We start from the raw sequence: 22,349 nt of genomic DNA on the forward strand, positions 1-22,349 counted from the left end.
GCAAAGCGAGCCAGGGAAGCGCTTCCATCGCTATTTGCACGATGGTCTTACAGCCGTCGTGCTGGATCGTTCATACTGGGCGGATGGTGCGTTGGAAATCGACCATCCGGGAATTGTCGGCGGAAGCCAGGCTTCATCTCTATGCGCGATCGGTCTCGCGCAGGGCAAAGGCGAACGCGCACCACATCGGCATCTTCGGCGCGTGCGCGCTCATCGCAGTGCTTCTCTTCGGCACGCTGTCGGCGCACCCGTTCTGATCACGACCCGCGCTTGAACGGCGCGACATCGATGCCAGCATCCTTCAAGGCCTGACGCAAGGTCCGCGCGATCTCGACGGCGCCGTGCGTATCGCCGTGAATACACACCGTGTCCGTGCGCATCTTGATGACCTTGCCGGTGACCGACACCACCGCACCGTCCTGCACCATGCGCACCACGCGGTCGGCGATCGCTTTCGCGTCGTGCAGCACCGCGCCGGGCTTCTTGCGCGAGACGAGGTTGCCATCGTCCTCATAGGCGCGGTCGGCAAACACCTCATGCACCATCGGCAGGTTCGCTTCCTCGCCGGCCTTCACCAGCTTCGAATTGGCGAGCACCACGAAGATCAGGCTGGGGTCGACTGCCTTGATTCCGGCCGCGATCGCCTTCGCCGTCATGTCGTCCTCGCAGGCGACGTTGGAGAGCGCGCCATGTGCCTTCACATGCGTGACCTTGTGGCCTGCCGCGGTCGCGATCGCCTGCAGCGCGCCGATCTGGTAGGCGACGAGGTTCTCGATCTCGGAGGACTTGAGGCCCGCGATCGGATGCCGGCCAAAACCGTGCAGGTCGCGATATCCAGGATGCGCGCCGACCGAGACGCCGCGCGCCTTCGCCAGCTCCACCGTCCGCCGCATGATGTCCGGGTCGCCGGCATGGAAGCCGCAGGCGACATTGACCGAGCTTGCGAGCTCGATCATGGCGGCGTCGTTGCCCATCTCCCACGCGCCAAAACCTTCGCCGAGGTCGCAATTGAGATCGATCGTCTTCATGGTTGCTCTCCGCCTTTGGTCTTGTTGTCGCTTACGGCTCTGCCGCGACCTGCCAGGTCCCGGCATCCATGGCGCTCACCGCATAGCCCGCAACATTGGCATCGCTGAGTGCCTCGATGTTGAGCTCGACGGTGTCCGACGAGCGCAGGCGATCGGGCAGGGTGCGGATCAGCTGCTGAAACCTGCGTGCCTCGTCCTGCGCCTCGGCCATCGTGACGGCCTTGAATCGGAACGCCGTTCCGGCCGAGGTCTGCGCGAGACGGCCGACATCGGCTGTGATCACGGTCGCGATCTTCGGGTAGCCGCCAGAGGTGCCGCGGTCCATCATCAGTGCGATCGGCGAGCCGTTGCCGGGCACCTGGATGCTGCCGTTGACCGTGCCGTCGGAGACGATGTTGTGGCCGTGCAGATGCTTGATCGCGGGGCCCTCGAGCCGATAGCCCATGCGATCTGACGTCGCCGAGATCTTCCACTCGCTACCCAGGAACAGCGCCTTGTTGGCATCGTCGAACTCGTCGTCCTGCGGGCCCAGCACGACGCGGATCGGTCCGGTCGCGGGCTTGGGCAATTCGATCCGCAACTCGGGCGCACCGCTCGCGGCATCGACCGCGAATTCGTCGCCGGCCTGCAGCGGCCGCGGGTAGGGGCTGCCGAGCCCGGCGCGGGCGTTCACCGCAAGGCTGCCGAACACCTCTTCGCCCTTGATGGCGCCTTCGATCGCCAGATACGTGAACGCGCCGCCACGGGCAAAGCCAAGTGTCAGCGTCTCGCCATCCTTCAGCGTCACGGACGAATCCATAGCCACCGGTTTCCCGGCGATATCGGCGTTGCGCGGCGCGCCTGATATGGCGACGCGCACGGCGCCGTCCCGGGCCGTGAAGGTGGCACCGAACGGGCCGATCTCGACCGCGGCTGCGAACGGCTCGTTGCCAACGAGCGTATTCGCTGCGGCCAGCGTCAGCCGATCCATGGCGCCGCTGACCGTGAGGCCATAGCGCTGCGCGCCGAGGCGGCCGCCGTCCTGGACGGAGCTCGCAGGCCCGATGCTGGTGACGATCAGCCGGCTCATGCGTCGACCCGTTCGGCGATGATCTCGCCGGCCTCGGCCGCGCGATCCAGCTCCTCGAACGTCTTGTGGTCGATCGCAAAAAACGTCACGCGATCGCCGGGCTCGGTGAGGAAGGTCGGATTGCGGTGGAGTTGATAGGTTCGCACAGGCGTGCGCCCGAGCAGATGCCAGCCGCTCGGCGCGGCCAGGCACTGGATGCCCGCCTGGATGCCGCCGATCGAGATCGTTCCTGCAGGCGTGAACAGCCGGGGCGACTGCCGCCGCGACATGTGCAGCGATTTGTCGAGGCCGCTGAGATAGGACCAGCCGGGCGTGAAGCCGATCATGGCGACGCGATAATCGCCGCCGGCGTGGCGGGCGACGATGTCGTCGGGTGTGGTGCTCAGCGCCTTTGCGACATCCTCGAGATCGATGCCATGCTCGCCGCCATAGGCGACGGGAATGCGCCAGCGCCGTGCTTTTGTGGTCGGCGGCAGCGGCTGGGTCGCGAGCGCAAGCAGCTTTTCGCCGAGCGCGTCAAAACCGATCTTGCCGGGATCGTAATGCACCAGCAGCGAGCGATAGGTCGGGATCGTCTCGGAGATGCCCTCGATGGGGCTTGCCGCCAGCGCCTTGTCGAGCGCGAGCACGCGCTCATTGGCGGCGTCGTCGATGGTGCGGCTGAACTCGACCGTGACGGCGCTGTCGCCACTGGGCAGAAGGCGGGGCGGTGGAAGCGTCGCGGCCATGAGATGTCGAATTCGGGCCTTGAGGAAATGCGCGGGCTCGACCTTGAGTTCCGCCTCAACCTGCTTCGCGTAAATGCGCCCGCAAGTCCAATAAATTAATGCCGGGGGTGACGATAAAGCCTTGTTATCGCGTCGCATAACCGCCCGGCAGGGTCGCATTCTTGACAGGGCTTTGGCCCTTGACGACGAGCCTCCGGCTCGCAAGATGCGCGCGTTCTTTCCTGCACCTCGGAGCTCGTTCTCGTCCATGTCGCTGTCCCCCGAAGCCCGCAAGACCCTCGCCGGCATCACCACTGCCACCATCACCACGGTCCTGCTGAAGAAGGGCCTGCGCAATGTGTGGATGCGCGGCGCGCGTCCGCTTCGCCCGGGCCTGCCGCGCCTGGTAGGACCGGCGTTCACGCTGCGCTTCGTGCCGGCGCGCGAGGATCTGGCGACGCCGGAGTCTTGGTCGTCGCCGATCTCGACCCGCACCGCGATCGAGGCGATGCCGGAAGGCTGCATCGCCGTGGTCGACGCCATGGGCATCACCGACGCCGGCATCTTCGGCGACATCCTCTGCGCGCGCATGATGAAGCGCGGCGTCACCGCGCTCGTCACCGACGGCGTCGTGCGTGACGTCGAGGGGGTGCTCGGGACCAATCTGCCGGTGTGGTGCGACGGCTATGCCGCGCCGCCGTCCGTGGCCGGCCTCACCTTCGTCGGCTGGGGCGAGCCGATCGGCTGCGGCGGCGTCGCCGTATTCCCGAACGACATCGTGGTCGCCGATCAGGACGGCTGCGTGCTGATCCCGGCGGCAATGCTCGAGCACGTCCTTGCCGAGGGCGTCGAGCAGGAGCGGATGGAAGCCTGGATCGTCAACGAGGTGAACAACGGTGCGGTGCTGCCGGGCCTTTATCCCATGAACGCCGAAACCAAGGCACGCTACGCCGCCAGCAAGAAGTAACAGGAAACGAGGACACCATGGACATCACGCTAGCAGGCACGCGGCCGACCCGTCGCGCGCCCAAGGAAAATTTTACCGGCACCGTGTTGCAGGATCCCATCAACATGGCGCCCGCGCCGGCACGGCTGAACGTCTCGCGCGTCTCGTTCGAGCCGGGCGCCCGCACCAACTGGCACCACCATCCGCTTGGGCAGACGCTCTACGTGATTTCCGGTGTCGGCCGCGTCCAGACCAAGGGCGGCCCGGTCAAGGAAATCCGTCCTGGCGACACCGTCTGGATCCCGCCAGGTGAAGTGCACTGGCACGGCGCCTCGCCTGGTAACAGCATGTGCCATATCGCCATGCAGGAAGCGCTCGACGGCGTCTATTCGACATGGCTCGAGCCGGTCACCGACGCCGAATACGGCGCGGCGCTGGGCTAGAGCGCTCCGCTTACATCCGCTCCGCCGTCCACGTGCCCGAGCACATGGCCCCGCGCCATGTGCCGGAGCCTGACGTGCCGCTGAGCCGGCCGGAGCCGACCGCGTGCTTGATGCCGGTGCTCAAGGAGACGTTGATGCTGCCGGCATCGGCGACGCGCCCTGACGCCGTCACTGCCGTGCTGCTCGAGGCGATCTGGCCGTTGCTGATGCCGATCGCGACAGTGGCGCCGTTGCCGCAGGTTTCGCTCGACGACGAGATGCGGACATTCCATGTCCCGTCGAAGGTCGAGCCCGCGGCATCGGCCTGCGCGAGCGGGAAGGCGATGGCGATAATGGTGGCGAAGAGACCCTTGCGAAATCCGTTCATGACACGCCCCTTGTGATTGACCATGCGGGGATCGTGTCACGGGCACGGAACCGGCGATGTGAGGGCTGTCACGCGCGTCAGGTTCTCTGTGAGGTGACGCACATCGGAGTGACATCGCGGGCAAAAGCAAAGGGGCCCGGATCACGGGCCCCTTGTCTTTCTCGAAATTGTCGAGCGAGGTCTAGTTCACGCGCGTCCAGGTTTGACCGCCGCAGAACATGCCGCCAAAGGCGCAGCCCTGCACGCGCAGGCGGTCGCCTCCCTTTAGCGAGATCGTCGAATCGTAGGTGGAGCCGCTGTTGGGATCGAGGATGCGGCCTGACCATTTCAGGTCCTTGCCAGGCTTCATGTTGATCAGAACTTGCTCGCCATTCTGGTTCGATTTGCTGTCGACCGAATAGCCGCACAAATTATTGCCGCACTGCTCGATGCGGACCTTGCCTTCCTTCTCCTCGGTGAGCCAGACGCCGAGCGGTGAATTGAGATCGCGCGCGGGTGCGGCTGCGGGAGGCGGCGGTGCGACGGCCGCAGCCTGAACAGGCGCCGGGGCAGGCGCTGGCGCAGGTGGTGGAGGCGGCGCTGGCGGTGCAGCCGCTACGGTCGGAGCCGGCGGTGGAGGTGGTGCGGGCGGCACCGCGGCGACCGTTGGGGCTGCACTCGGAGCCGGTTGTGGCGGCGGCACCATATCGTCGGGCGGAGCCGTGCTGGCGGTCGTCGCCCCAGGCGGAGCAGCTGGCGGTGGCGGCGCTGGCGGTGGTGCTGCGGCCGCTGCCGGGGCGGGCGCCGCGGGAGCCTGTTCTGCCGCCGGAGGCGCGGCAACGGGAGGTGGGGCCGGCGCGGGCGGCGGTTGCGGATCGACCTTGGCCTGCTGCGGCGCCTGCTGGTCCTGCTTGGTGTCGTTCTTCTTGGCTTTCTTGGCTTTGCCCTGGCCGGTGTTGTCATAGACGCCGGGGATCTGCACCGTGCCGCGGTCCGGATCGATGCGGATGGTGCGCCCGCCATACTCGAACGTGTACTGCGCCTGCGCTGCGGTGCTCACCAAAAGGAATGCGGCCGTGGCCAACAGCTTCCTCATTTCCATCTCCCGAAAAGCTGATCCCCGCACCGACGCTTACGCCCCGGTTCATCTGCGAAAAGTGATCTAGATCACTGTCTCCGTATGAGTCGTCTGCCGGTGGTCCCCGGTTCAATAACGCCGGACTCGGTCCAGAGTTGGACGGGTGGTCCAGCTACTTCTCCGGGCAGCGCGAATCCGCGGCCTGCTCGGCACGGGCGAGGGCCGTCGCGTTGGCCTTGCCGGTGTGGATTTCGACCGCTCCAACGAGGCAGGCCTTCTCGCCATTGATTGCAAACACCGAGAGCTCCTGGATTTCGCGCTCGTCGTCACCGACCCGGCTCCAGGTCCGGATCACCGCGGCCCTGGGGACGCCGGCGCGCATGATCCACTGCACCTTGTCGCCAAAGGCTTTGCCGGCACCGCGCCATTGCGCCGTCGGCCCCTGCACCTTCTCGATCGCGCGCCTCGGCGCAATCGTCAGCGAGACGATGTTGCCCTCGTCGGCGAAGCGCACGACGTAGCCGGCCGGACCTGGGCAGGTCCACAGCCCGAACCCTTCCTTGGATTGGTCCTTGCAGGCGGGGCCCATCGCCGGCGTGAAAGGCGTCTGCCCGAATGCGCTGCCGGCTCCCGCCAGCGCGAGCGCCGTCGCCGACACGATCACCAGCCGCATGCTAGTCGAACCAGGCGGCGTAGATCTTCTTGTAGCTGCCATCCTCCATGGAGATGTGCAGCCATTGGTCGACGAAGGCTTTCAGCGCCATGTCGCGCTGGAGCCAGTAGGCCTTCTCCGAGAAGTCGAACGGCTTGTCCGGATGCACTGCGCAGAGCACGCCTGAGTTCTGCTTCTGCTGGTAGCGGGTCTCGGAGGCGTCCGTCATCATCAGGTCAGCGTTACCCTTGGCGATCTCGTGGAAGATCTCGGTGTTGTCGGGGAAGACGGTGATGTCGGCATCCTTGATGTTGGCGCGCGCGAAACGCTCATTGGTGCCGCCGGGATTGACGATGACGCGGATGCCTTTCTTGTCGATGTCGGCAATGGACTGGTACTTGCCGACGTCGGCGCAGCGCGCGATCGGTGTCTTCTCCTCGCGCATGATCGGGATCGAGAAGTAGCCCTTCTTCTGGCGATCGAGCGTCACGGAGACGCCTCCCATCGCGATGTCGAACTGGTCCGCCTCGAAATCCTTCATCAGCTTCGGCCAGGCCGTCGGCACGAACTCGACCTTGACGCCGAGCGCCTTGCCCAGCGCCTGCGCCATGTCGACGTCGAAGCCGGAGAACTGCTGTCTTGCCTTGTCCAGATAGGTGAAGGGCTTGTAGTCGCCGGTCATGCCGACGCGCAAGGTGCCGCGCTTGATGATCTCGTCGAGGCGAGAGGGCGACGCCTGCTGCGCGTGAGCCGAAAGGTTCATCAGCAGTGCGACGGCCAAAGCCGCCAAGATTCGAACGGTCATCTCTTTTCCACCCAAGCCCGAGCTGTCATTGTGCAGCTCTTCTGAGTTGGATTTAGACCAGTTGCCGGCCGCTGGCGAGGCGGAATTGAAGGGAATTGTGAAGTGACGATCTCGATGTACGAGGCCTCTGTCGGCCTCTTCGTGCCTTACCTGCGCAATCTGTCCGTGCTGCTCGACAAGGGCGTTGCCTATGCCGAGACCCGCAAGTTCAATCCGGCGGTCCTGCTCGGCATGCGCATGGCGCCGAACATGTACGATCTGGCGCAGCAGGTCGGCGAGGCCTGCCGCCACGCCACAGTGGCGCCGGCCCTGCTGGCGCGGTGCGAGCCGGTTGCGCTGCCGCCGCTGGAGCACGACATGGCCGGGCTTCAGGCTCGGATCGCCACCTCAATCGAGTTCATTGAAAGTCTTCCGCGTGCCGAAATCGATGCGGCGGCGGAGCTGAAGGTCTTCTTCAAGCTGAAGAACGGGACCGAGCTGCCCTTTACCGGGCGGACGCTGCTGCTCACCAACAGCGTCCCGCAGTTCTTCTTTCACGTCACGACCGCGTACGACCTGTTGCGGCACGCAGGCGTCGAGCTGGTGAAGAAGGACTTTTTGGGAAGGAAGTAGAGGCTTGGTCTACACCTCTCCCCGTCAGGGAGAGGTGTACGGAGTGATAGGGCAAAGGAATTACGCTTCGCCCTTGCGCTCGTAATCGGCGAGCGAGCTGCGGCCGGCTATCTCGCTGCGCAGCAGCTCGAAGCGCCTGTTGGCCTCGTCCTCGTGTTCGTCGACGAAATGCACGGCGGCCTCGCTGGTCATTGGGCCACTGACCACGGGAGCAGACTGCTCGCCGATGGTCTCGTGCACGTAATACTGGCCGTCGTCGCCGCGATGGACCGTCCATTTCAGGCGGATCGCCACCATCGGTCCGGGACCGACTTTGCTATAGCCGTCGGCGTCGGCCGGGTGCTGCGGCACCAGCGGCTGCTCCTCGACCACGGGATGCTCGTGCGCGTCCATGGTAGAATGTTCGGCTACGGCAGGATGCTCATCAGCGACGGCCGCCTCCGTCTCGGTGTCCCGGACAACGAAGGTCGGCTCGGGGTGCTCGAAAATGCTGGCGATGGTCGCCAGCGCTTGGTCGGTCGGGTCGATCTCTGACAAGGGTCCATCCTCCAGCTCGACGCGGCCGGCAAGTCTGTCCCACTGCCGCCGCGGCCGGATACATTACGCGGGTTTGATTAAGGCTGAGTTGGGGCCCGATCTGCACCAAAATGGGACGCATTCTGGCCATCCGAAGGCGGGTAGAATGGTGGCCCGCCCCCGGGATTTGCCTCAGCCGAGCACGTCCTGATTGATGATGTTCTGCCTGATCGGATCGCCGTCGATCACACTCAAGATGTTGCGCGCGGTCTGCTCGCTCATGCGCTGGACCGCCTCGACAGTCACGCCGGCGACGTGCGGGGCCATAATCACGTTGGGCAGCGCGAACAGCGCATTGCTGACCGGCGGCGGCTCGACCTCGAACACGTCGATGCCGGCGCCTGCAACCTTGCCGGAGACGAGGGCATCGTACAGCGCGGCCTCCTTCACGATGCCGCCGCGGGCGGTATTGATCAGATAGGACCTTGGCTTCATCCGGCCGATCCTGTCAGCATCGAACAGGCCGACGGTCTCAGGTGTCTTCGGGCAGTGGATGGTGACGAAGTCGGCGTTCGGCAGCGCCGCGTCGAGATCAGTGACCGGCTCGCAGCCGGCGGTCTTGATGTCGGCGGCAGGCTTATAGGGGTCGTAGACCTGCACCTTCATTTCCATCGCCTGACAGCGCTTGGCGGTGCGGCTGCCGATGCGGCCGAAGCCGATGATCAGCACGGTCTTGCCGTAGAGATCGAACGGCAGCATGCCGAGCCGGTTGGCCCATTGGCCGTCCTTGACGCAGGCATGCATCTCATTGGCGCGCTTGGCCAGCGTCAGCATCATGAACAGCGCCTGCTCGGCCACCGAGGGCGAGTTCGCGCTACCCGCGACCATCAGCGGCACCTTGCGGCGGGAGAGCGCGGGTACATCGACGGCGTCGTAGCCGACGCCGATCCGGGTCACGACTTTCATGTCGCGGGCCGCCTCGAGTTCGGTCTCGCCGAACGCGGTGGCGCCGAGCGCCACGCCGTGGACCGGCGCGTGACTCTTCAGCAGAGCCTCAAAATCCTTGGCGGAGATCAGGTTCGCAAACTCGACGAGTTCGATATCGTCTCGCTGGGTGAGGAGGGCGCGCGCCCCTTGCGACAAAGTTTGTGTAACGAAAATCTTCTTCTTGTTGGTCGCCATCGCTCCCCGCCTGCTCCAAGTTTCTTAGACCGGCGTCACAGCACGGCGCCGGTCTCCTCGTTTAGCAGGTGCATGTTGTTGAGGTCCATCGCCAAACGCATGGGAGCCCCGTCCTTGGCGCCGGCATTGGGGTCGACACGGCCGCAGACCGGCGTGCCGTCGAGCCCGAAATAAACCAGCGTCTCCATTCCCATCGGCTCGGTGACGTCGAGCACGGTGTCGAAGCTCTCGACTCCCGACCCTAGATGCGCATGCGACTCGGTGAGATGCTCGGGGCGGATGCCAAGCAGCAGCTTGTCGGTGCGCGGCAGCGCGTTGTAGCGCGCGGCGCGCGCCGATGGCAATGCAAAGGCGATGCGGTCGGTGAGGCGGATCTGGAGCGTGCCGCCGGCATCCTCCAGCCGACAGGGGATGAAATTCATCGCGGGCGAGCCGATGAAGCCTGCAACAAAACGCGTCGCCGGCTTGTGGTAGAGCTCGTTTGGCGTGCCGATCTGCTCGATCCGTCCCTTGTTCATCACCACCACACGATCGGCCAGCGTCATCGCCTCGACCTGGTCGTGGGTGACGTAGACGGTCGTGGTGCGCACCTTCTGGTGCACCTTCTTGATCTCGATGCGCATCTGCACGCGAAGTTTCGCGTCGAGGTTGGACAGCGGTTCGTCGAACAGGAAGACCTTTGGATTGCGCACGATGGCGCGCCCCATGGCGACGCGCTGGCGCTGGCCGCCCGAGAGCTGCTTCGGCTTACGGTCGATCAGGTCGGTGATGTCGAGCAAGCGTGCGGCTTCGGTCACCCGCGCCTTGATCTCGGCCTTGGGATAGTGCTTCAGCCGCAGGCCGAACGACATGTTCTCGGCAACCGTCATGTGCGGGTAGAGCGCGTAGTTCTGGAACACCATGGCGATGTCGCGATCCTTGGGCGGCACGTCGTTGACGACGTCGCCGCCGATCATGATGTCGCCGTCGCTGATGTCCTCGAGCCCCGCGATCATGCGCAGCGTAGTCGATTTGCCGCAGCCGGAGGGACCGACCAGCACGATGAACTCATGGTCGGCGATATCAAGGTCGATACCACGGACGGCTTCGACATCATCGTAGCGCTTGATCACCTTACGCAAGGAAACGTCGGCCATGAGCATTCAACCCTTTGTCGCGCCGGCAGTCAGGCCAGCAATGTAGTAGTCCATCAGGAAGGCGTAGATGATCAGCGGCGGGGCCGCGCCGAGCAGCGCGCCGGTCATGATCTGCCCCCAGTTGAAGACGTCGCCCTTGATCAGCGTGGTGGTGATGCCGACCGGCAGCACGAGCTGGTCGACCGATGTCGTGAACACCAGGGGATAGAGGAACTGGGCCCAGGACACCGTGAACGCGAAGATGGTCGCCGCGATCAGCCCGGGCAGTGCCACCGGAATGAAGATGCGCAGCAGCGTCTGGAGCCAGGAGGCGCCGTCGATGATCGCGGCCTCGTCGAGCTCCTTCGGGATCGAGGCGAAATAGCCGATCATGATCCAGGTGCAGAACGGCACCGTCAGCGTCGGATAGATGAACACCAGCACATACCAGCGGTTCAGGAGCGTGATGCCGGTGAAGTCCTGGATCATCGCCAGCATCTTGAACAGCGGAATGAACAGCAGGCTGTCCGGGATCAGATAAGTCAGGAACACGCCGGTCGCGAGCGTCGCCGATCCCCAGAATTTCATCCGCGCCAGAGCGAACGCCGCGGGGATGCTGATCAGCATCGTCACGATCACGACCACGATCGAGATGATCGACGAATTCCAGAAGAATCGCAAAAACTGGTTCGAGGTCAGCAGCTCGACATAGTTCGAGAGCGTTGGGTGAAACACCCACCACGGGTTGGTTGCCGCCGAGATCTCTGCGCTGCTCTTGAGCGAGGTGATCAGCATGTAAACTGGCGGCGTCAGGAAGAAGATCGCAAACAACACCAGGAAGAAATAGGACCAGCGCAATGCCCAGGCGCGATCCCGGCTCATGCTGCCGAGTTTGCGGGTCGGTCCAGCCTTGTCGATTACGAGCGTACTCATCAGGCTTCATTCCCGCGTTTGGAGACGTCGCGCAGGATGAAGATCGCCGCGACGGCGAGGATCGGCACCATGAACAGCGAGACGCAGGCGCCGAGCGGAATGTCGCTGCTCTGGATGCCGACCTGGAATGCCCAGGTGGCGAACAGATGCGTCGTGTCCAGCGGTCCGCCCGAGGTCAGGATGCGCACGATGTCGAAATTGGCGAAGGTCACGATCAGCGAGAACAGCGTGGTGATCGCGATGATGTTGCGCATCATCGGCAGCGTGATGTACCAGATCTTCTGCCACCAATTGGCGCCGTCGATCGCCGCCGCCTCATAGAGCTGGTCGGGAACCGATTTGAGCGCGGCCAGGTACATGATCAGGAAGAACGGCGCGCCGTACCAGACGTTGACAAGGATGACGGAGAAGCGTGCCCAGAAGGTCTCACCGAGCCAGGGGATCGGGCCGACGCCGAAGAAGGAGAGCGTGTAGTTAAAGGCGCTATAGGACGGATCGAACAGCCACAGCCAGGCCAGCGTGCTCATCGCCGGCGGAATCACCCAGGGCACCAGCAGCATGCCGCGCCATTTGCGCTGCTTCTTGCCGGGAATGTTGTGAACGAAATGCGCGACGATGAAGCCGATCAGTGCCTTGAAGACCACGGCGGTGACCGCAAAGATGCAAGACTGCTTCACCACCATCCAGAACGTCTCGCGTTTGAACAGGAAGGTGAAATTGCCCAGCCCAACGAATTTGGTCATCGCCTTGTTCAGCGTCGCCAGATATAGCGAGAAGAAGGCGGGGTAGAGCACGAGCAACGCGATCAGAAGGATCAGTGGCAGCGTCAGGAAGAACGCCACGGTCGATTTCCGGCCCAGCATGTTGCGCAGACCCGAAGCTTTTCGCGGGCGCGCGTTGCGGACGAGGCGACCTTGCTGAACGACGACATCGGCCATGGAATGAGCTTTCTGACGGAAGATGAAGGAGGAAGCCGGCGACCGGTCGACTCCTTTGTCATGCGGACGGAGTGCGAGCGCGCCTTGGCGGCTCATGCCCGGAGGCACGAACCGCCTTGGCACACACCCGGCTCAGGTCCGCATAAAACCCTCGCACTCGTCCTCGGCCCAGGCGAGCGCGGTTTCCATCTTCTCACCCTGCGCGAAGCGCAACGCCATCTTGGTCAGCGTGGCCTGGAAATAGATCTGCTGGGCGATCTTCGGCGGCGCCGGTGACGCGGCGATCGACAGGGTCTGACGATGGTAGGGATCCGGATAGTGGAACAGCGTGCCCTTGGGCGGCCCTTCCTCGGCCCAGGTCTTGAGCTTCGTCATGTTCGCGTAGGCCGGGAGATCGTATCCGCCGCTCGCCACGACGAACTTTTCAATCGCCGCGGGTGAAGACAGATGGACGAGCAGGCTCTTGGCCGCCTCCTTGTTCTTGCCGAAGCTCCAGACGCCCCAGAAATAAGGAAGGAACGGCGCAAAGCGGCCCTTCGGCCCCGACGGGAAACCATGAGTCCAGCATTGCTCGGCGACCTGCGGCGCATCGCGCTTGGCAACGGCCCAGGCGCTCGGTGGGTTCATGATCATCGCGCCGCGGCCCGAGATCAGCCATTTGTTGTTGGAGGCGTCATCCCAGGACGGCGCATCGGCTGGCAACACGGCGATCAGCTTCTTGTAGAATTCGAGTGCCTGCCGCACCGCGTCAGTCTTGACGGTGACGTCGCCCTTGGCATTGACGAGCTCGGCGCCAAACGATTGGAAGATTGCACCCGCCGTATCGACGCTGTCGGTGGTCTCGCCGAGACCGATGCCGAAGGGGAAGCCGGCCTTCTGACAGGCTTCCGCCGCCTTCAGGAATGTCTCCAACGTCCAATTGTCATCTTTCGGCGGGCCGCCGGCCGGGTACATCTCCTGGACGTCGATGCCCGCGTGCTTCTTCATGAGATCGATACGGGAGCAGGGGCCCTTGATCTGGCTTCCTGGGGTTGCCGGTACTGCAAGCCATTTGCCGCCCGACTGCGCCAGATATTTGACAGTGCCGTTGACCTCGCCATTCTGCTTGATGAGCGGCTCCATGACGTCGTTGAGCGGCTCGAGGTTTTCGGAATAAGCGTGCGGCCACCAGCTCGGCATCTGAAGAATGTCGTGACCCGACTTGGCCTGTGCTTCGGCCGCCGCGGTCAGCTCAATCTTCTTGTTGTTGCTGGTGATGTAATCAATCGAAACCTCAACTTTTTCCTTCTCACCCCATTCCTTGACGAGTGCGGTGGAGGCATCGTTGGCGCCGGGCACCCAGTGGTCCCAGAAACCGATCGAGAGTTTGCCGGCGGCGTAAGCGCCTCGGACATAGGGCGCTGCGATCAGCGCCGTGGAGGACATTGCAGTGGCAGCCACAAATTGACGTCGCGTCAGTGTCTTGCGTGACATCTCGTTTCCTCGCCTTGGTTTGTTTTATTGTTCTGTCGTTTCCTTTGAATTTCCCAAGTTTGTTTTTGATTTTGTTGTTGGACGTTTCTTTTTGGCCTCGTCATCCCCAGCGGCAGATTCACGCGAGGGACGCGGCAAATTGGTAGCGCGATCAGATCATGATTGATTGCGTCTGTCGAGAAAGCCGAATGCGTCGCGCTCTAGAACTAACGTTGTGTATGGGGCAGCGACGGCGCACGTCGTCGGTCATGAGCTGCGGCAGCTCTTATTGCGATGCACACGTGGAGCGAAGCCGCCAAATGACCCGTGCGCAATTACGCCGTAGTTCCGAATAGGCTTGCATCGCCGCTTCGCGCCAAAGCTCTTTCGAGCGGGGACAGCGATGTCCGTACCTAGACCTCGGCTCGGCGAAAACGGTAGAGTTGCAACCGGCAGGAGGCCTGCCGTTTCCTTGAGAAGGCAAGCAGATCGAGATGGAGACCCAAATGATCAACCCGGCGCCGCCTGCGCGGCTTGGCCTGCGACGATGGCTCGCGCTCGGGTCCGTGCTGACACTGCTTGTCGGCGCGTCCGCGGTTGCGAATGCACAAGGTTTGGTCAAGGGCGTCCAGGACGGAGCCGCGGCTGGTAACAAGGCGGCGGGTCCTGTCGGAGGCGTCCTCGGCGGCGCCATCGGCGGCGTGGTCGGCGTATTCACCGGTGTGCTCGGCGTCGGGAATAACAACAACGGCCAGGCGCCGGCAGCCAAGGACGCCAGCAAGGATGCTGGTAAGGACGCTTCCAAGGATGCGAAGGACGCCAAGCAGTCGGGCCCGGCCAAGGACAAGGACGCCAAGACAGCAAAAGGCGCCAAGGGGGCCAAGGCGAGCAAGGAAGCCAAGAACGCTCCCCAGGACACCAAGGACAATAAGGACGTCACGGTCCTGACCCAGCCCGGCGCGCCGCAACTGACCGCCGACCAGATCGTCGCCAACAGCGATTCCTATATCGAGCGGATCAAGACCGAGCTGAATCTCACGCCCGATCAGGAGAAGAACTGGTTCGGCTTCTCCAGTGCCATGCACTATCTCGGGCACAATGGCGCGGAGCGTCTCAACCTGCGGATGGAGCGGGCCAAGCGCGATCCGCCCGACGACATTATCGAGCAGATGCGCAACGAGGCGCAGTTCCTGATCGACCGCGCCGCCGACCAGCGCAATGTCGCCGATGCGGCCGAGCCGCTGTACTCGAGCCTCGATGACAAGCAGAAGCAGGTGTTCATCCAGGAGATGGTTCGCCTCAGCCATGAGCGCGGGCTGGATTGACCAGATTTGGATTGATCGAGCTTGAATCGGATTGCATGCATTGGTGGAATTTGAAGGCCACGAATTCGTGAATCCTTTTCGCAAATGGGGTATGCTTAGCTTCGCAACGAGGCTTGCGGGGTTGATATGGCGGACGGACTCTCCGTTTTCCTGGTCGAAGACGAGGCGTTGATCCGGATGATGATGGCTGACATGGTGGAAGAGCTTGGCCACCATGTCGTCGCGGAAGCGGACAATGTGCGCGATGCGAGCGCTTTTGCGATGACCGCGCAGTACGATTTCGCGATCCTCGACATCAATCTGATGGGCGTTTATGTCGATCCGGTCGCCGATCTGATCGAGCGGCGCGGCAAGCCGTTTCTGTTTGCCACCGGTTACGGGCCGGAATTGCTGCCGTCCTTGCTCCGGCGCCGGCCAATTCTGCGCAAGCCGATAGCGCTCGATCAGCTCAAGAGCATCATCGACTCGCTGTTTCCGGATATGCCCGCCAAAGTGCCGCACTGACACCGTCGACAGTGGAGGCATCGCCCATGAAAATGGCCGCCCGAAAGGGGCGGCCATTTGGTGACGGAAGGTCCGTCAGTGAATCACATCAGGCCGGCGCTGAGGTCGACGCCCTGCGCCATCAGGCTGAACGAGGCAATGAGGCCCAGGCAGCAGAAGACGACAATCGCTTTAAAAGAATAATCGTTCGACCGGGTCTGGATGGCAGCCGGCATTTCGGCGAGCGAAATCATGCTCATGTTCATTCCCCCTCTGTTTAATCCTGAATTGCATCAGGTGAGGGAACTTCTAGAGCAGAAAGTTTGATACAGGATTGCCAAGGATACTTAACGGAATCGCAATCGATCGCAGACTCCTCGCCGCCGGGCGTCAGGCCTTGCAAGCGTTAGTTGCGGCCGCCCCTTAGCACCGTCGCAATGGTGTGGGCCGTCATGGCGGCGCGGTCCGAGGCACGCTGTGCGGCCAAGCGGTCCCTCGCTTTTTCCTCGATCAACAGCTCGATCAGCGCTACCCGCTTCGTTTCATCATCCGCCTCGGTCAGCAGCCGGTGATAGCGGTGATAGTCGAATCCTACATCCTGCTTACGCATGTCACGCCCCCGATACGTACGCCACACACGCCGGGATTGTTTCGCATCGGACGCAAACGGGCAAGCACGATCCTGCATGGAACTGCGGATTGGCCGCAGTCAGCTGTGAATTGCCGGAGACAGACGATCCGTGCCGGCGCCCCTCAAGCCAGATTGTGATCGGCGAACATCTTCAGGCCAACGAAGCTTGCGTCGGGCTTCATGACAAGGCGCGTCGGGATGTTGCGCAAATAATCCTGGAAGCGCCCCTTGGCTTCGAAACGCGCACGGAAAGCTGAAGCCAAGAGGAATTCCGGAAAGCGTGGGACGATTCCGCCGGCAATGTAGACGCCGCCCCTGGCGCCGAAGGTCACCGCAAGATTGCCGGCCACGGAGCCGAGGATGGCGCAAAACATCTCCAGCGTCGCGCGACTGAGCAGGCAAGAGCCGTCCAGCGCCGACTTGGTGATCGCTGCCGCATCGCGTTGCGGCACCTGGGCTTCATCGACCTCGGCCATCGCCTCGTAGAGGGATTGCAGGCCGGAACCGGACAGGGCGCCGCGCTCGATCGAGACATGGCCGAAGCGCCGGCGCATCGAGGCGATTACCCGTTCCTCGCGTTCGTTCTCCGCCGGCAAGGTGGCATGCCCGGCCTCCGTGACGACAGCGAGCCGGGAGCCGTGGCGTTCGACCAGGCAGGAGACGCCAAAACCAGTCCCGGGTCCGACCACCAGCAGTGGCTCACCTGGCATGCCGTCCTGCCCGCCGAGCGGAATCAGGTCGGCCGGCTGCAGGGCGGGCAGGGACCAGGCCACCACCTCGAAATCGTTGAGCACGTGGACGCTGTCGAAGCCGAGCGCCGGCTGGAGCTCGTTGCCGTCGATGACCCAGGGGCTGTTGGTCATGACGCAGCGGTTATTGGTAACGGGGCCCGCTACAGCCAGAACGGCCCTAACCGGCTTTTCGCTGTCGGCCCGGCGCAGCACGTCGGCGATGGCCTCGCGGACCGTTGGATGGTCGGCGACCTTCACATAGTCGATCGGTCCGATCTGCTCGCCATTGCTCAGCGCGAAACGTGCATTGGTGCCGCCGATATCGGCGAGAAGAATGTTTCCTGTCTTGCCGATACTCATGGTCCTTTGGCTGCCGTGGCCTTTGGCCACAGGAACCGTTCTCCTCTGCTTCGTCGCTGCGATCCGTATGGCGCGGATACCAGAGATTCCGCTCTTGGGCACAGCTAGTCAACACGGACCCCCCAAAAGCGTTGCATTCAGGACGGTGGTTGCGAAGCCGGGCGGGAAGGTCGACATTGGCGAGAGCGGCTGGCGCCCGATGCGCCGGTCAGACGGCATTGGACTTGCGATTGGGAAGCGATTGGGGCCTCTCGATGAAGATATCCGACCGCGACGTGCTGCTGGTGATCGACGTGCAGAACGATTTTTGCACCGGAGGGGCGCTCGCCGTTCCCGGCGGCGAGAAGGTCGTCCCCGCCATCAACCGGATCGCCCAAAAATTCGCCAATGTGGTGCTGACGCAGGACTGGCACCCAGGCAATCACGTCTCCTTCGCGCCGAACCATCCGGGCAAGCAGCCGTTCCAGACCATCGAGTTGGACTATGGCACCCAGGTGCTGTGGCCGACCCATTGCGTCCAGGGCACGACTGGTGCCGAATTCCATCGGGATCTGGACCTGACGCGGGCAAGCCTGGTGGTGCGCAAGGGCTTTCGCCGCGGGATCGATTCCTATTCGGCGCTGTTTGAGAATGACAAGACGACGCCGACCGGCCTGCTGGGCTATTTGCGCGAGCGCGAGCTGAAGACCGTTTTCGTTGCCGGCCTTGCGCTCGATTTTTGCGTCCGCTTCTCCGCCGAGGATGCCCGCAAGGCTGGCTTCGAAGTTGCAGTGATCGAGGACGCCTGCCGTGGCATCGACCTCGACGGCTCGGTCGCGGCGACCCATCGAAGTCTTGGGGAGCTCGGTATTTCCGTCGTCAGCCTGGAGGCGTTCTTGTGAGGATCAATCGGTAATGGTGGCGGAGAAGACCAGTCAGCAGCCCGAGGAGGCGGGGCGTGGCCCCGATGACCCCATGCTGTGGCCGTTTGCGGCAGCAAAGCTCGCGATGGATGCCTGCTTCTGGTGGTTGGAACGCAGCCCGACGGAGCAGGGCGAAAGCGAGCTCCCCTGGACCACATCAGGCACCGTAGCATTGGAGCTTGCCACCATGCGGCTGCGGGATTGCGCGCCGACGCGATCCGGCCAGCCGGCGCTTATTTGCGCGCCCTATGCGCTGCACCGGGCCCTGATCGCAGATTTTGCACCCGGTCACAGCGTGGTGCAGTCGCTGCAACAGGGCGGTATCGATCGGGTCTATCTTACCGACTGGCGCTCGGCCACGCCTGAGATGCGCCACCTCTCGATCGACAGCTATCTGTCCGATCTCAACGTGGCTGTCGACGAGATCGGCGCGCCGGTCGATCTGGTCGGCCTGTGCCAGGGCGGCTGGCTGTCGCTACTCTATGCGGCGCGTTTTCCGGCCAAGGTACGGCGGCTGGTGCTGGTTGGCGCGCCGGTCGACCTCTCGGTCGAGTCCAGGCTGGCGCAGCTCGCCCGCAACGCGCCCGAGATGGTCTACGATCAGCTCGTTGCGCGCGGCGGCGGCAATGTCAGCGGCGAGGAGATGCTGCATGTCTGGTCGAAGGTGCCAGGTCCCGACGACATCGCGGCGGCATTGCAGCGAGACCTCTCGGACGAGGAGGGGGCGGCCCTGCTGGCGCGCTTCGACCGCTGGAACAGCGAAACGCTCAATTTGCCCGGCACCTACTATCTTCAGATCGTCAACTGGATCTTCCGCGAGAATCGGATCGCATCGGGTCATTTCACGGCGCTCGGCCGTGCGATCGACCTGAGGGACGTCAAGGCGCCAGTATTCATGCTGGCCGGGCTCGATGACAATGTCGTGCCGGCCGCGCAGGCCTTTGCCACGGGGAAGCTCCTCGGCACGCCGCCGGCTTTCGTCGCAGCACGCTCAGAGCCGAGTGACCATCTCGGTCTGTTTATGGGTGCGCGGACCCATGCCCATGCCTGGCCCCGGATCGCCGAATGGCTGCGCAACGACCTCTCCGGCGTGCTGGCGCGCAGCGCCTGACATCAGCGTGGCTTGCAAATCCGTTATGCATGACGACGGATGGCCTGCACGGGGCTCGGTCGATGGGCTACATAGAGTCGAGAGCCGGCCGCGGCCGGTCCGACAAGATCTAAGGTCCTTTGCGCGATGAGCTTCCACTCGATCTACGCCCACGGCTTTGCGCGCGTTGCGGCCTGCGTCACCACCTCCCATGTGGCTGATCCCACCGCCAATACGAAGGCGATCATCGCGGCGGCAAAAACCTGCGACGCGCAGTCGGTCGCGGTCGCCGTGTTTTCCGAGCTATGCCTGTCCGGCTACGCGATCGAGGACCTCGTCAAGCAGGATCCACTGCTCGATGCCGTCGAGCGCGGGCTCGCCTCGATCGTCGAGGCTTCGTCGGGCCTGATGACCGTGCTGATCGTCGGTGCGCCGCTACGCTTTGGCAATCGCATCTATAATTGTGCCGTCGTCCTTCACCGCGGCCGTATTCTGGGCGTCGTGCCCAAGATCTATCTGCCGACCTATCGCGAATTCTACGAGGGCCGCCATTTCGCCTCGGGCGCCGGCATCGCCGGTGAGGCGGTTGCCATCGGCAAGCTCCAGGCGCCGTTCGGCACCGACCTGCTGTTTGCGGCCGAGGACGTGCCCGGTCTCACCATCGGCGTCGAGATCTGCGAGGACATGTGGGTTCCGGTGACGCCGGCCTCCGAACTGGCACTGGCCGGCGCCAGCGTGCTGATCAACCTCTCGGGCAGCCCGATCACGATCGGCCGGGCGCGCTCGCGTGCGCTGCTCTGCCAGTCGACCTCGGCGCGCTGCCTTGCGGCCTATGTCTATTCCGCCGCAGGCGCCGGGGAATCCACCACGGACCTCGCCTGGGACGGCCAGACCTCGATCTACGAGAATGGCGTGCTGCTGGCCGAGGGCGAGCGCTTCAGGCAGGACGGCCAGATCACGATGGCCGACGTCGACCTCGACCTGCTCAGGCAGGAGCGTGCCTTGATGGGTACGTTCGACGACAACCGCCGGCAGCGCGAAGCGCTATTCCGGAAAGTGACATTCGCCCTCAAGCCGCCGTCCGTGGATATCGGCTTCCTGCGCAAGGTCGAGCGTTTCCCGTTCGTGCCGAGCGACGAGCATTTGCTCGAGCAGGACTGCTACGAGGCCTACAACATCCAGGTCGCGGGCCTCGTGCAGCGCATGCGCGCCACCGGCACCAAGCGTGTTGTGATCGGCGTATCGGGCGGCCTCGATTCCACCCACGCGCTGATCGTCGCCGCCAAGGCCGTCGACCTGCTCGGCCTGCCGCGCGAGAATATTTTGGCCTACACCATGCCGGGCTTCGCCACCGGCAGCGAAAGCAAGACCAATGCACTGGCGCTGATGAAGGCGTTGCAGACCACCTGGCAGGAGCTCGACATCCGCACCACCGCCACGCAGATGCTGAAGGACATCGACCATCCCTTCGGCAAAGGCGAGAAGGTCTACGACGTCACCTTCGAGAACGTGCAGGCGGGCCTGCGCACCGACTATCTGTTCCGGCTCGCCAACCATCATGGCGGCATCGTCATCGGCACCGGCGACCTCTCCGAACTCGCGCTGGGCTGGTGCACCTATGGCGTCGGCGACCAGATGGCGCATTACAACGTCAACGCCGGCGTGCCGAAGACGCTGATCCAGCATCTGATCCGCTGGGTGATTGCTTCGAAGCAGTTCAGCCGCGATGTGAACGGAACCCTGGCTTCAATCCTCTCGGCCGAAATCTCGCCGGAGCTGGTTCCCGTGAAGCCGGGCGAGAAGCCGCAAAGCACCGAGGCTTCCGTCGGGCCCTACGAATTGCAGGATTTCAACCTGTTCTACACGCTGCGCTTCGGCTTACGGCCGTCCAAGATCGCCTTCATGGCGTTCCAGGCGTGGAAGGATGTCGCCGAGGGCGAATGGCCGCCGGCATTCCCGGCCGATAAACGTCGCGCATACGATCTTAAGGAGATCCGCCGCTGGCTTGAGGTGTTCCTGCGACGGTTCTTCGCCTTCAGCCAGTTCAAGCGCTCGGCGATGCCAAACGGGCCAAAAGTTTCAGCCGGCGGCTCGCTGTCACCGCGTGGTGACTGGCGCGCGCCGTCGGATTCCAGCGCCGCGGCCTGGCTCGAGGACCTCGAGCGAAACGTGCCGAGCTGAGGGCGCGGCGGGTCGGCATTGCCGGGGAGACGATCTGATGTCGGCCGGGGACGGGTCGGAAGCGGGCGAGAAGGCCAGGGTCGTCAACGGCCTCTACATCTTCGATATCGAGATGCGTGACGGCAAGCGCGGTCAGGCGAGAGGCGTGGTCGTGCTGTGCGACGGGCGCATCATGGGTGGCGACAGCTATTTCTACTACACGGGCAGCTACACCTTCCGGAACGGCAAGTGGCGCGGCGACATGATCGTCAACCAGCACACCGAGGCGGTCGGAAGGACTCTCGCCTTCGGAGGCAGGGAAGTCACTTGCGGCTTTTCGGGGGACTACTCGGCCGGCGGTGCGGAGGTTGAAGGCATGGCGCTGGTCGGCAAGACCAGCGTGACGTTCACGGCCCGGCCGACATTAAAGGATGCGATGTAGGGCGACCTGATCTTCCCACGAGCGAACGACGATTCGGCTCAGGAACATTCGTACCGAAGGGGCGTTCGCGTCTGTCATTGAAATCGAGCCGTCAACGGTGGGCTCGAGTGCGTGGACGGATTCACTGAGCGTGACGGTTCAGATGCCGGGCGGCAGCTCATCCACCCCGATCCCGCTCGGTACCGCCGCCGGCGATATCATGGTCGCGAAGCAAGGGCAGGGTGACTGCACGGTGATTATCGATCCGCAAACGCGCCGAGTGCTGGACCGGCAAGGCACCGTCAAAACGACTTCGCGCCGCGCGGCTCATAAAGCCGGCGGCGCGAAATTGCGTTCGAAGTAGAAAGTTCCGAGGTCCGGAGTGCCTAGGAGTCCGGACCTCGTCACCTTGCCCCAGCCTTCA

26 protein-coding genes are annotated in these 22,349 nt (G+C 63.7%); 10 read left to right on the forward strand and 16 right to left on the reverse strand.

Annotation, left to right across the window (positions count from 1 at the left end):
* Positions 1–257: 257 nt before the first annotated feature.
* From L6637_RS01590 to pxpB, 3 genes are read right to left on the reverse strand one after another with little or no spacing between them, the layout of a single operon-like run.
* A complete protein-coding gene (locus tag L6637_RS01590) occupies positions 258–1,028 on the reverse strand; it encodes a LamB/YcsF family protein (protein WP_237868842.1) in 771 nt (256 codons plus the stop codon).
* A 31-nt stretch (positions 1,029–1,059) separates the two neighbouring features.
* Positions 1,060–2,097 carry a 5-oxoprolinase subunit C family protein gene (locus L6637_RS01595; protein ID WP_237862313.1) on the reverse strand — a complete coding sequence of 346 codons (1,038 nt, stop codon included), beginning with the start codon at positions 2,095–2,097 and terminating at the stop codon, positions 1,060–1,062.
* On the reverse strand, positions 2,094–2,825 hold the full coding sequence (gene pxpB, locus L6637_RS01600) for a 5-oxoprolinase subunit PxpB (protein WP_237862314.1): 732 nt from the start codon (positions 2,823–2,825) through the stop codon (positions 2,094–2,096). The genes L6637_RS01595 and pxpB overlap by 4 nt, the downstream gene beginning before the upstream one ends.
* A gap of 247 nt (positions 2,826–3,072) precedes the next feature.
* On the opposite strand from pxpB, the gene L6637_RS01605 reads away from it, so the two are divergent.
* A complete protein-coding gene (locus L6637_RS01605; RefSeq protein WP_237868843.1) occupies positions 3,073–3,771 on the forward strand; it encodes a ribonuclease activity regulator RraA in 699 nt (232 codons plus the stop codon).
* A gap of 17 nt (positions 3,772–3,788) precedes the next feature.
* Positions 3,789–4,193, forward strand: a complete 405-nt coding sequence (locus L6637_RS01610; protein WP_237868845.1) for a (R)-mandelonitrile lyase — start codon at positions 3,789–3,791, stop codon at positions 4,191–4,193.
* 10 nt (positions 4,194–4,203) lie between these two features.
* Here L6637_RS01610 and L6637_RS01615 read toward each other — a convergent pair whose 3' ends face one another.
* The 4 genes from L6637_RS01615 to L6637_RS01630 all read right to left on the reverse strand — a co-directional run bounded on the left by L6637_RS01615 (position 4,204) and on the right by L6637_RS01630 (position 7,074).
* Positions 4,204–4,560 carry a hypothetical protein gene (locus L6637_RS01615; protein ID WP_237868847.1) on the reverse strand — a complete coding sequence of 119 codons (357 nt, stop codon included), beginning with the start codon at positions 4,558–4,560 and terminating at the stop codon, positions 4,204–4,206.
* 181 nt (positions 4,561–4,741) lie between these two features.
* Positions 4,742–5,635 (reverse strand): DUF2147 domain-containing protein, encoded by an 894-nt coding sequence (locus L6637_RS01620; RefSeq protein ID WP_237862318.1) that lies wholly within the window; start codon positions 5,633–5,635, stop codon positions 4,742–4,744.
* Between the two features lie 154 nt (positions 5,636–5,789).
* The gene (locus L6637_RS01625) at positions 5,790–6,290 is read right to left on the reverse strand and encodes a hypothetical protein (RefSeq protein ID WP_237868849.1); all 501 of its coding nucleotides are present in this window, start codon (positions 6,288–6,290) and stop codon (positions 5,790–5,792) included.
* A gap of 1 nt (position 6,291) precedes the next feature.
* Positions 6,292–7,074, reverse strand: a complete 783-nt coding sequence (locus L6637_RS01630; protein ID WP_237868850.1) for a transporter substrate-binding domain-containing protein — start codon at positions 7,072–7,074, stop codon at positions 6,292–6,294.
* 114 nt (positions 7,075–7,188) lie between these two features.
* On the opposite strand from L6637_RS01630, the gene L6637_RS01635 reads away from it, so the two are divergent.
* Positions 7,189–7,686 (forward strand): DUF1993 domain-containing protein, encoded by a 498-nt coding sequence (locus L6637_RS01635; RefSeq protein ID WP_237869984.1) that lies wholly within the window; start codon positions 7,189–7,191, stop codon positions 7,684–7,686.
* A 60-nt stretch (positions 7,687–7,746) separates the two neighbouring features.
* Here the strand turns inward: L6637_RS01635 and L6637_RS01640 are convergent, their stop codons facing one another.
* From L6637_RS01640 to L6637_RS01665, 6 genes are all read right to left on the reverse strand, one after another.
* A complete protein-coding gene (locus L6637_RS01640; protein ID WP_237868851.1) occupies positions 7,747–8,223 on the reverse strand; it encodes a hypothetical protein in 477 nt (158 codons plus the stop codon).
* A 171-nt stretch (positions 8,224–8,394) separates the two neighbouring features.
* Positions 8,395–9,384 (reverse strand): hydroxyacid dehydrogenase, encoded by a 990-nt coding sequence (locus tag L6637_RS01645; RefSeq protein WP_237868852.1) that lies wholly within the window; start codon positions 9,382–9,384, stop codon positions 8,395–8,397.
* Positions 9,385–9,419: 35 nt separating this feature from the next.
* The gene (locus L6637_RS01650) at positions 9,420–10,520 is read right to left on the reverse strand and encodes an ABC transporter ATP-binding protein (protein WP_237862323.1); all 1,101 of its coding nucleotides are present in this window, start codon (positions 10,518–10,520) and stop codon (positions 9,420–9,422) included.
* Between the two features lie 6 nt (positions 10,521–10,526).
* Complete coding sequence (locus L6637_RS01655; protein ID WP_237862324.1) at positions 10,527–11,432, reverse strand: carbohydrate ABC transporter permease; 906 nt, start codon at positions 11,430–11,432, stop codon at positions 10,527–10,529.
* Positions 11,432–12,370 carry a carbohydrate ABC transporter permease gene (locus L6637_RS01660; RefSeq protein WP_237862325.1) on the reverse strand — a complete coding sequence of 313 codons (939 nt, stop codon included), beginning with the start codon at positions 12,368–12,370 and terminating at the stop codon, positions 11,432–11,434. The genes L6637_RS01655 and L6637_RS01660 overlap by 1 nt, the downstream gene beginning before the upstream one ends.
* Positions 12,371–12,502: 132 nt before the next feature.
* Positions 12,503–13,843, reverse strand: coding sequence for an ABC transporter substrate-binding protein (locus L6637_RS01665; protein WP_237862326.1), 1,341 nt, complete (start codon positions 13,841–13,843; stop codon positions 12,503–12,505).
* 485 nt (positions 13,844–14,328) lie between these two features.
* On the opposite strand from L6637_RS01665, the gene L6637_RS01670 reads away from it, so the two are divergent.
* On the forward strand, positions 14,329–15,147 hold the full coding sequence (locus L6637_RS01670; RefSeq protein ID WP_237862327.1) for a Spy/CpxP family protein refolding chaperone: 819 nt from the start codon (positions 14,329–14,331) through the stop codon (positions 15,145–15,147).
* 126 nt (positions 15,148–15,273) lie between these two features.
* The gene (locus tag L6637_RS01675; RefSeq protein WP_237862328.1) at positions 15,274–15,651 is read left to right on the forward strand and encodes a response regulator; all 378 of its coding nucleotides are present in this window, start codon (positions 15,274–15,276) and stop codon (positions 15,649–15,651) included.
* Between the two features lie 83 nt (positions 15,652–15,734).
* On the opposite strand, the gene L6637_RS01680 is transcribed toward L6637_RS01675, so the two are convergent.
* The 3 genes from L6637_RS01680 to glk form a co-directional block, all read right to left on the reverse strand.
* Positions 15,735–15,896, reverse strand: a complete 162-nt coding sequence (locus L6637_RS01680) for a hypothetical protein (protein WP_237870041.1) — start codon at positions 15,894–15,896, stop codon at positions 15,735–15,737.
* 140 nt (positions 15,897–16,036) lie between these two features.
* The gene (locus L6637_RS01685; protein ID WP_237862329.1) at positions 16,037–16,240 is read right to left on the reverse strand and encodes a hypothetical protein; all 204 of its coding nucleotides are present in this window, start codon (positions 16,238–16,240) and stop codon (positions 16,037–16,039) included.
* Positions 16,241–16,383: 143 nt separating this feature from the next.
* Positions 16,384–17,352, reverse strand: a complete 969-nt coding sequence (glk, locus tag L6637_RS01690) for a glucokinase (protein ID WP_237862330.1) — start codon at positions 17,350–17,352, stop codon at positions 16,384–16,386.
* Positions 17,353–17,606: 254 nt separating this feature from the next.
* Here glk and pncA point away from each other — a divergent pair, with 254 nt between their 5' ends.
* The 5 genes from pncA (at position 17,607) to L6637_RS01715 (ending at position 22,289) form a co-directional block, all read left to right on the forward strand.
* Positions 17,607–18,233: a bifunctional nicotinamidase/pyrazinamidase gene (pncA, locus tag L6637_RS01695; RefSeq protein WP_237868853.1), complete on the forward strand. Its 627-nt coding sequence runs from the start codon at positions 17,607–17,609 to the stop codon at positions 18,231–18,233.
* Between the two features lie 16 nt (positions 18,234–18,249).
* Positions 18,250–19,365, forward strand: coding sequence for an alpha/beta fold hydrolase (locus L6637_RS01700; protein ID WP_377802679.1), 1,116 nt, complete (start codon positions 18,250–18,252; stop codon positions 19,363–19,365).
* 126 nt (positions 19,366–19,491) lie between these two features.
* Positions 19,492–21,525, forward strand: coding sequence for an NAD(+) synthase (locus L6637_RS01705; RefSeq protein ID WP_237868855.1), 2,034 nt, complete (start codon positions 19,492–19,494; stop codon positions 21,523–21,525).
* A 37-nt stretch (positions 21,526–21,562) separates the two neighbouring features.
* The gene (locus tag L6637_RS01710) at positions 21,563–21,946 is read left to right on the forward strand and encodes a GrlR family regulatory protein (protein WP_237868857.1); all 384 of its coding nucleotides are present in this window, start codon (positions 21,563–21,565) and stop codon (positions 21,944–21,946) included.
* 130 nt (positions 21,947–22,076) lie between these two features.
* Positions 22,077–22,289, forward strand: coding sequence for a hypothetical protein (locus L6637_RS01715; protein WP_237868858.1), 213 nt, complete (start codon positions 22,077–22,079; stop codon positions 22,287–22,289).
* Positions 22,290–22,349: the final 60 nt, after the last annotated feature.

This window comes from Bradyrhizobium zhengyangense (assembly GCF_022012435.1).
Lineage (GTDB): Bacteria > Pseudomonadota > Alphaproteobacteria > Rhizobiales > Xanthobacteraceae > Bradyrhizobium > Bradyrhizobium zhengyangense.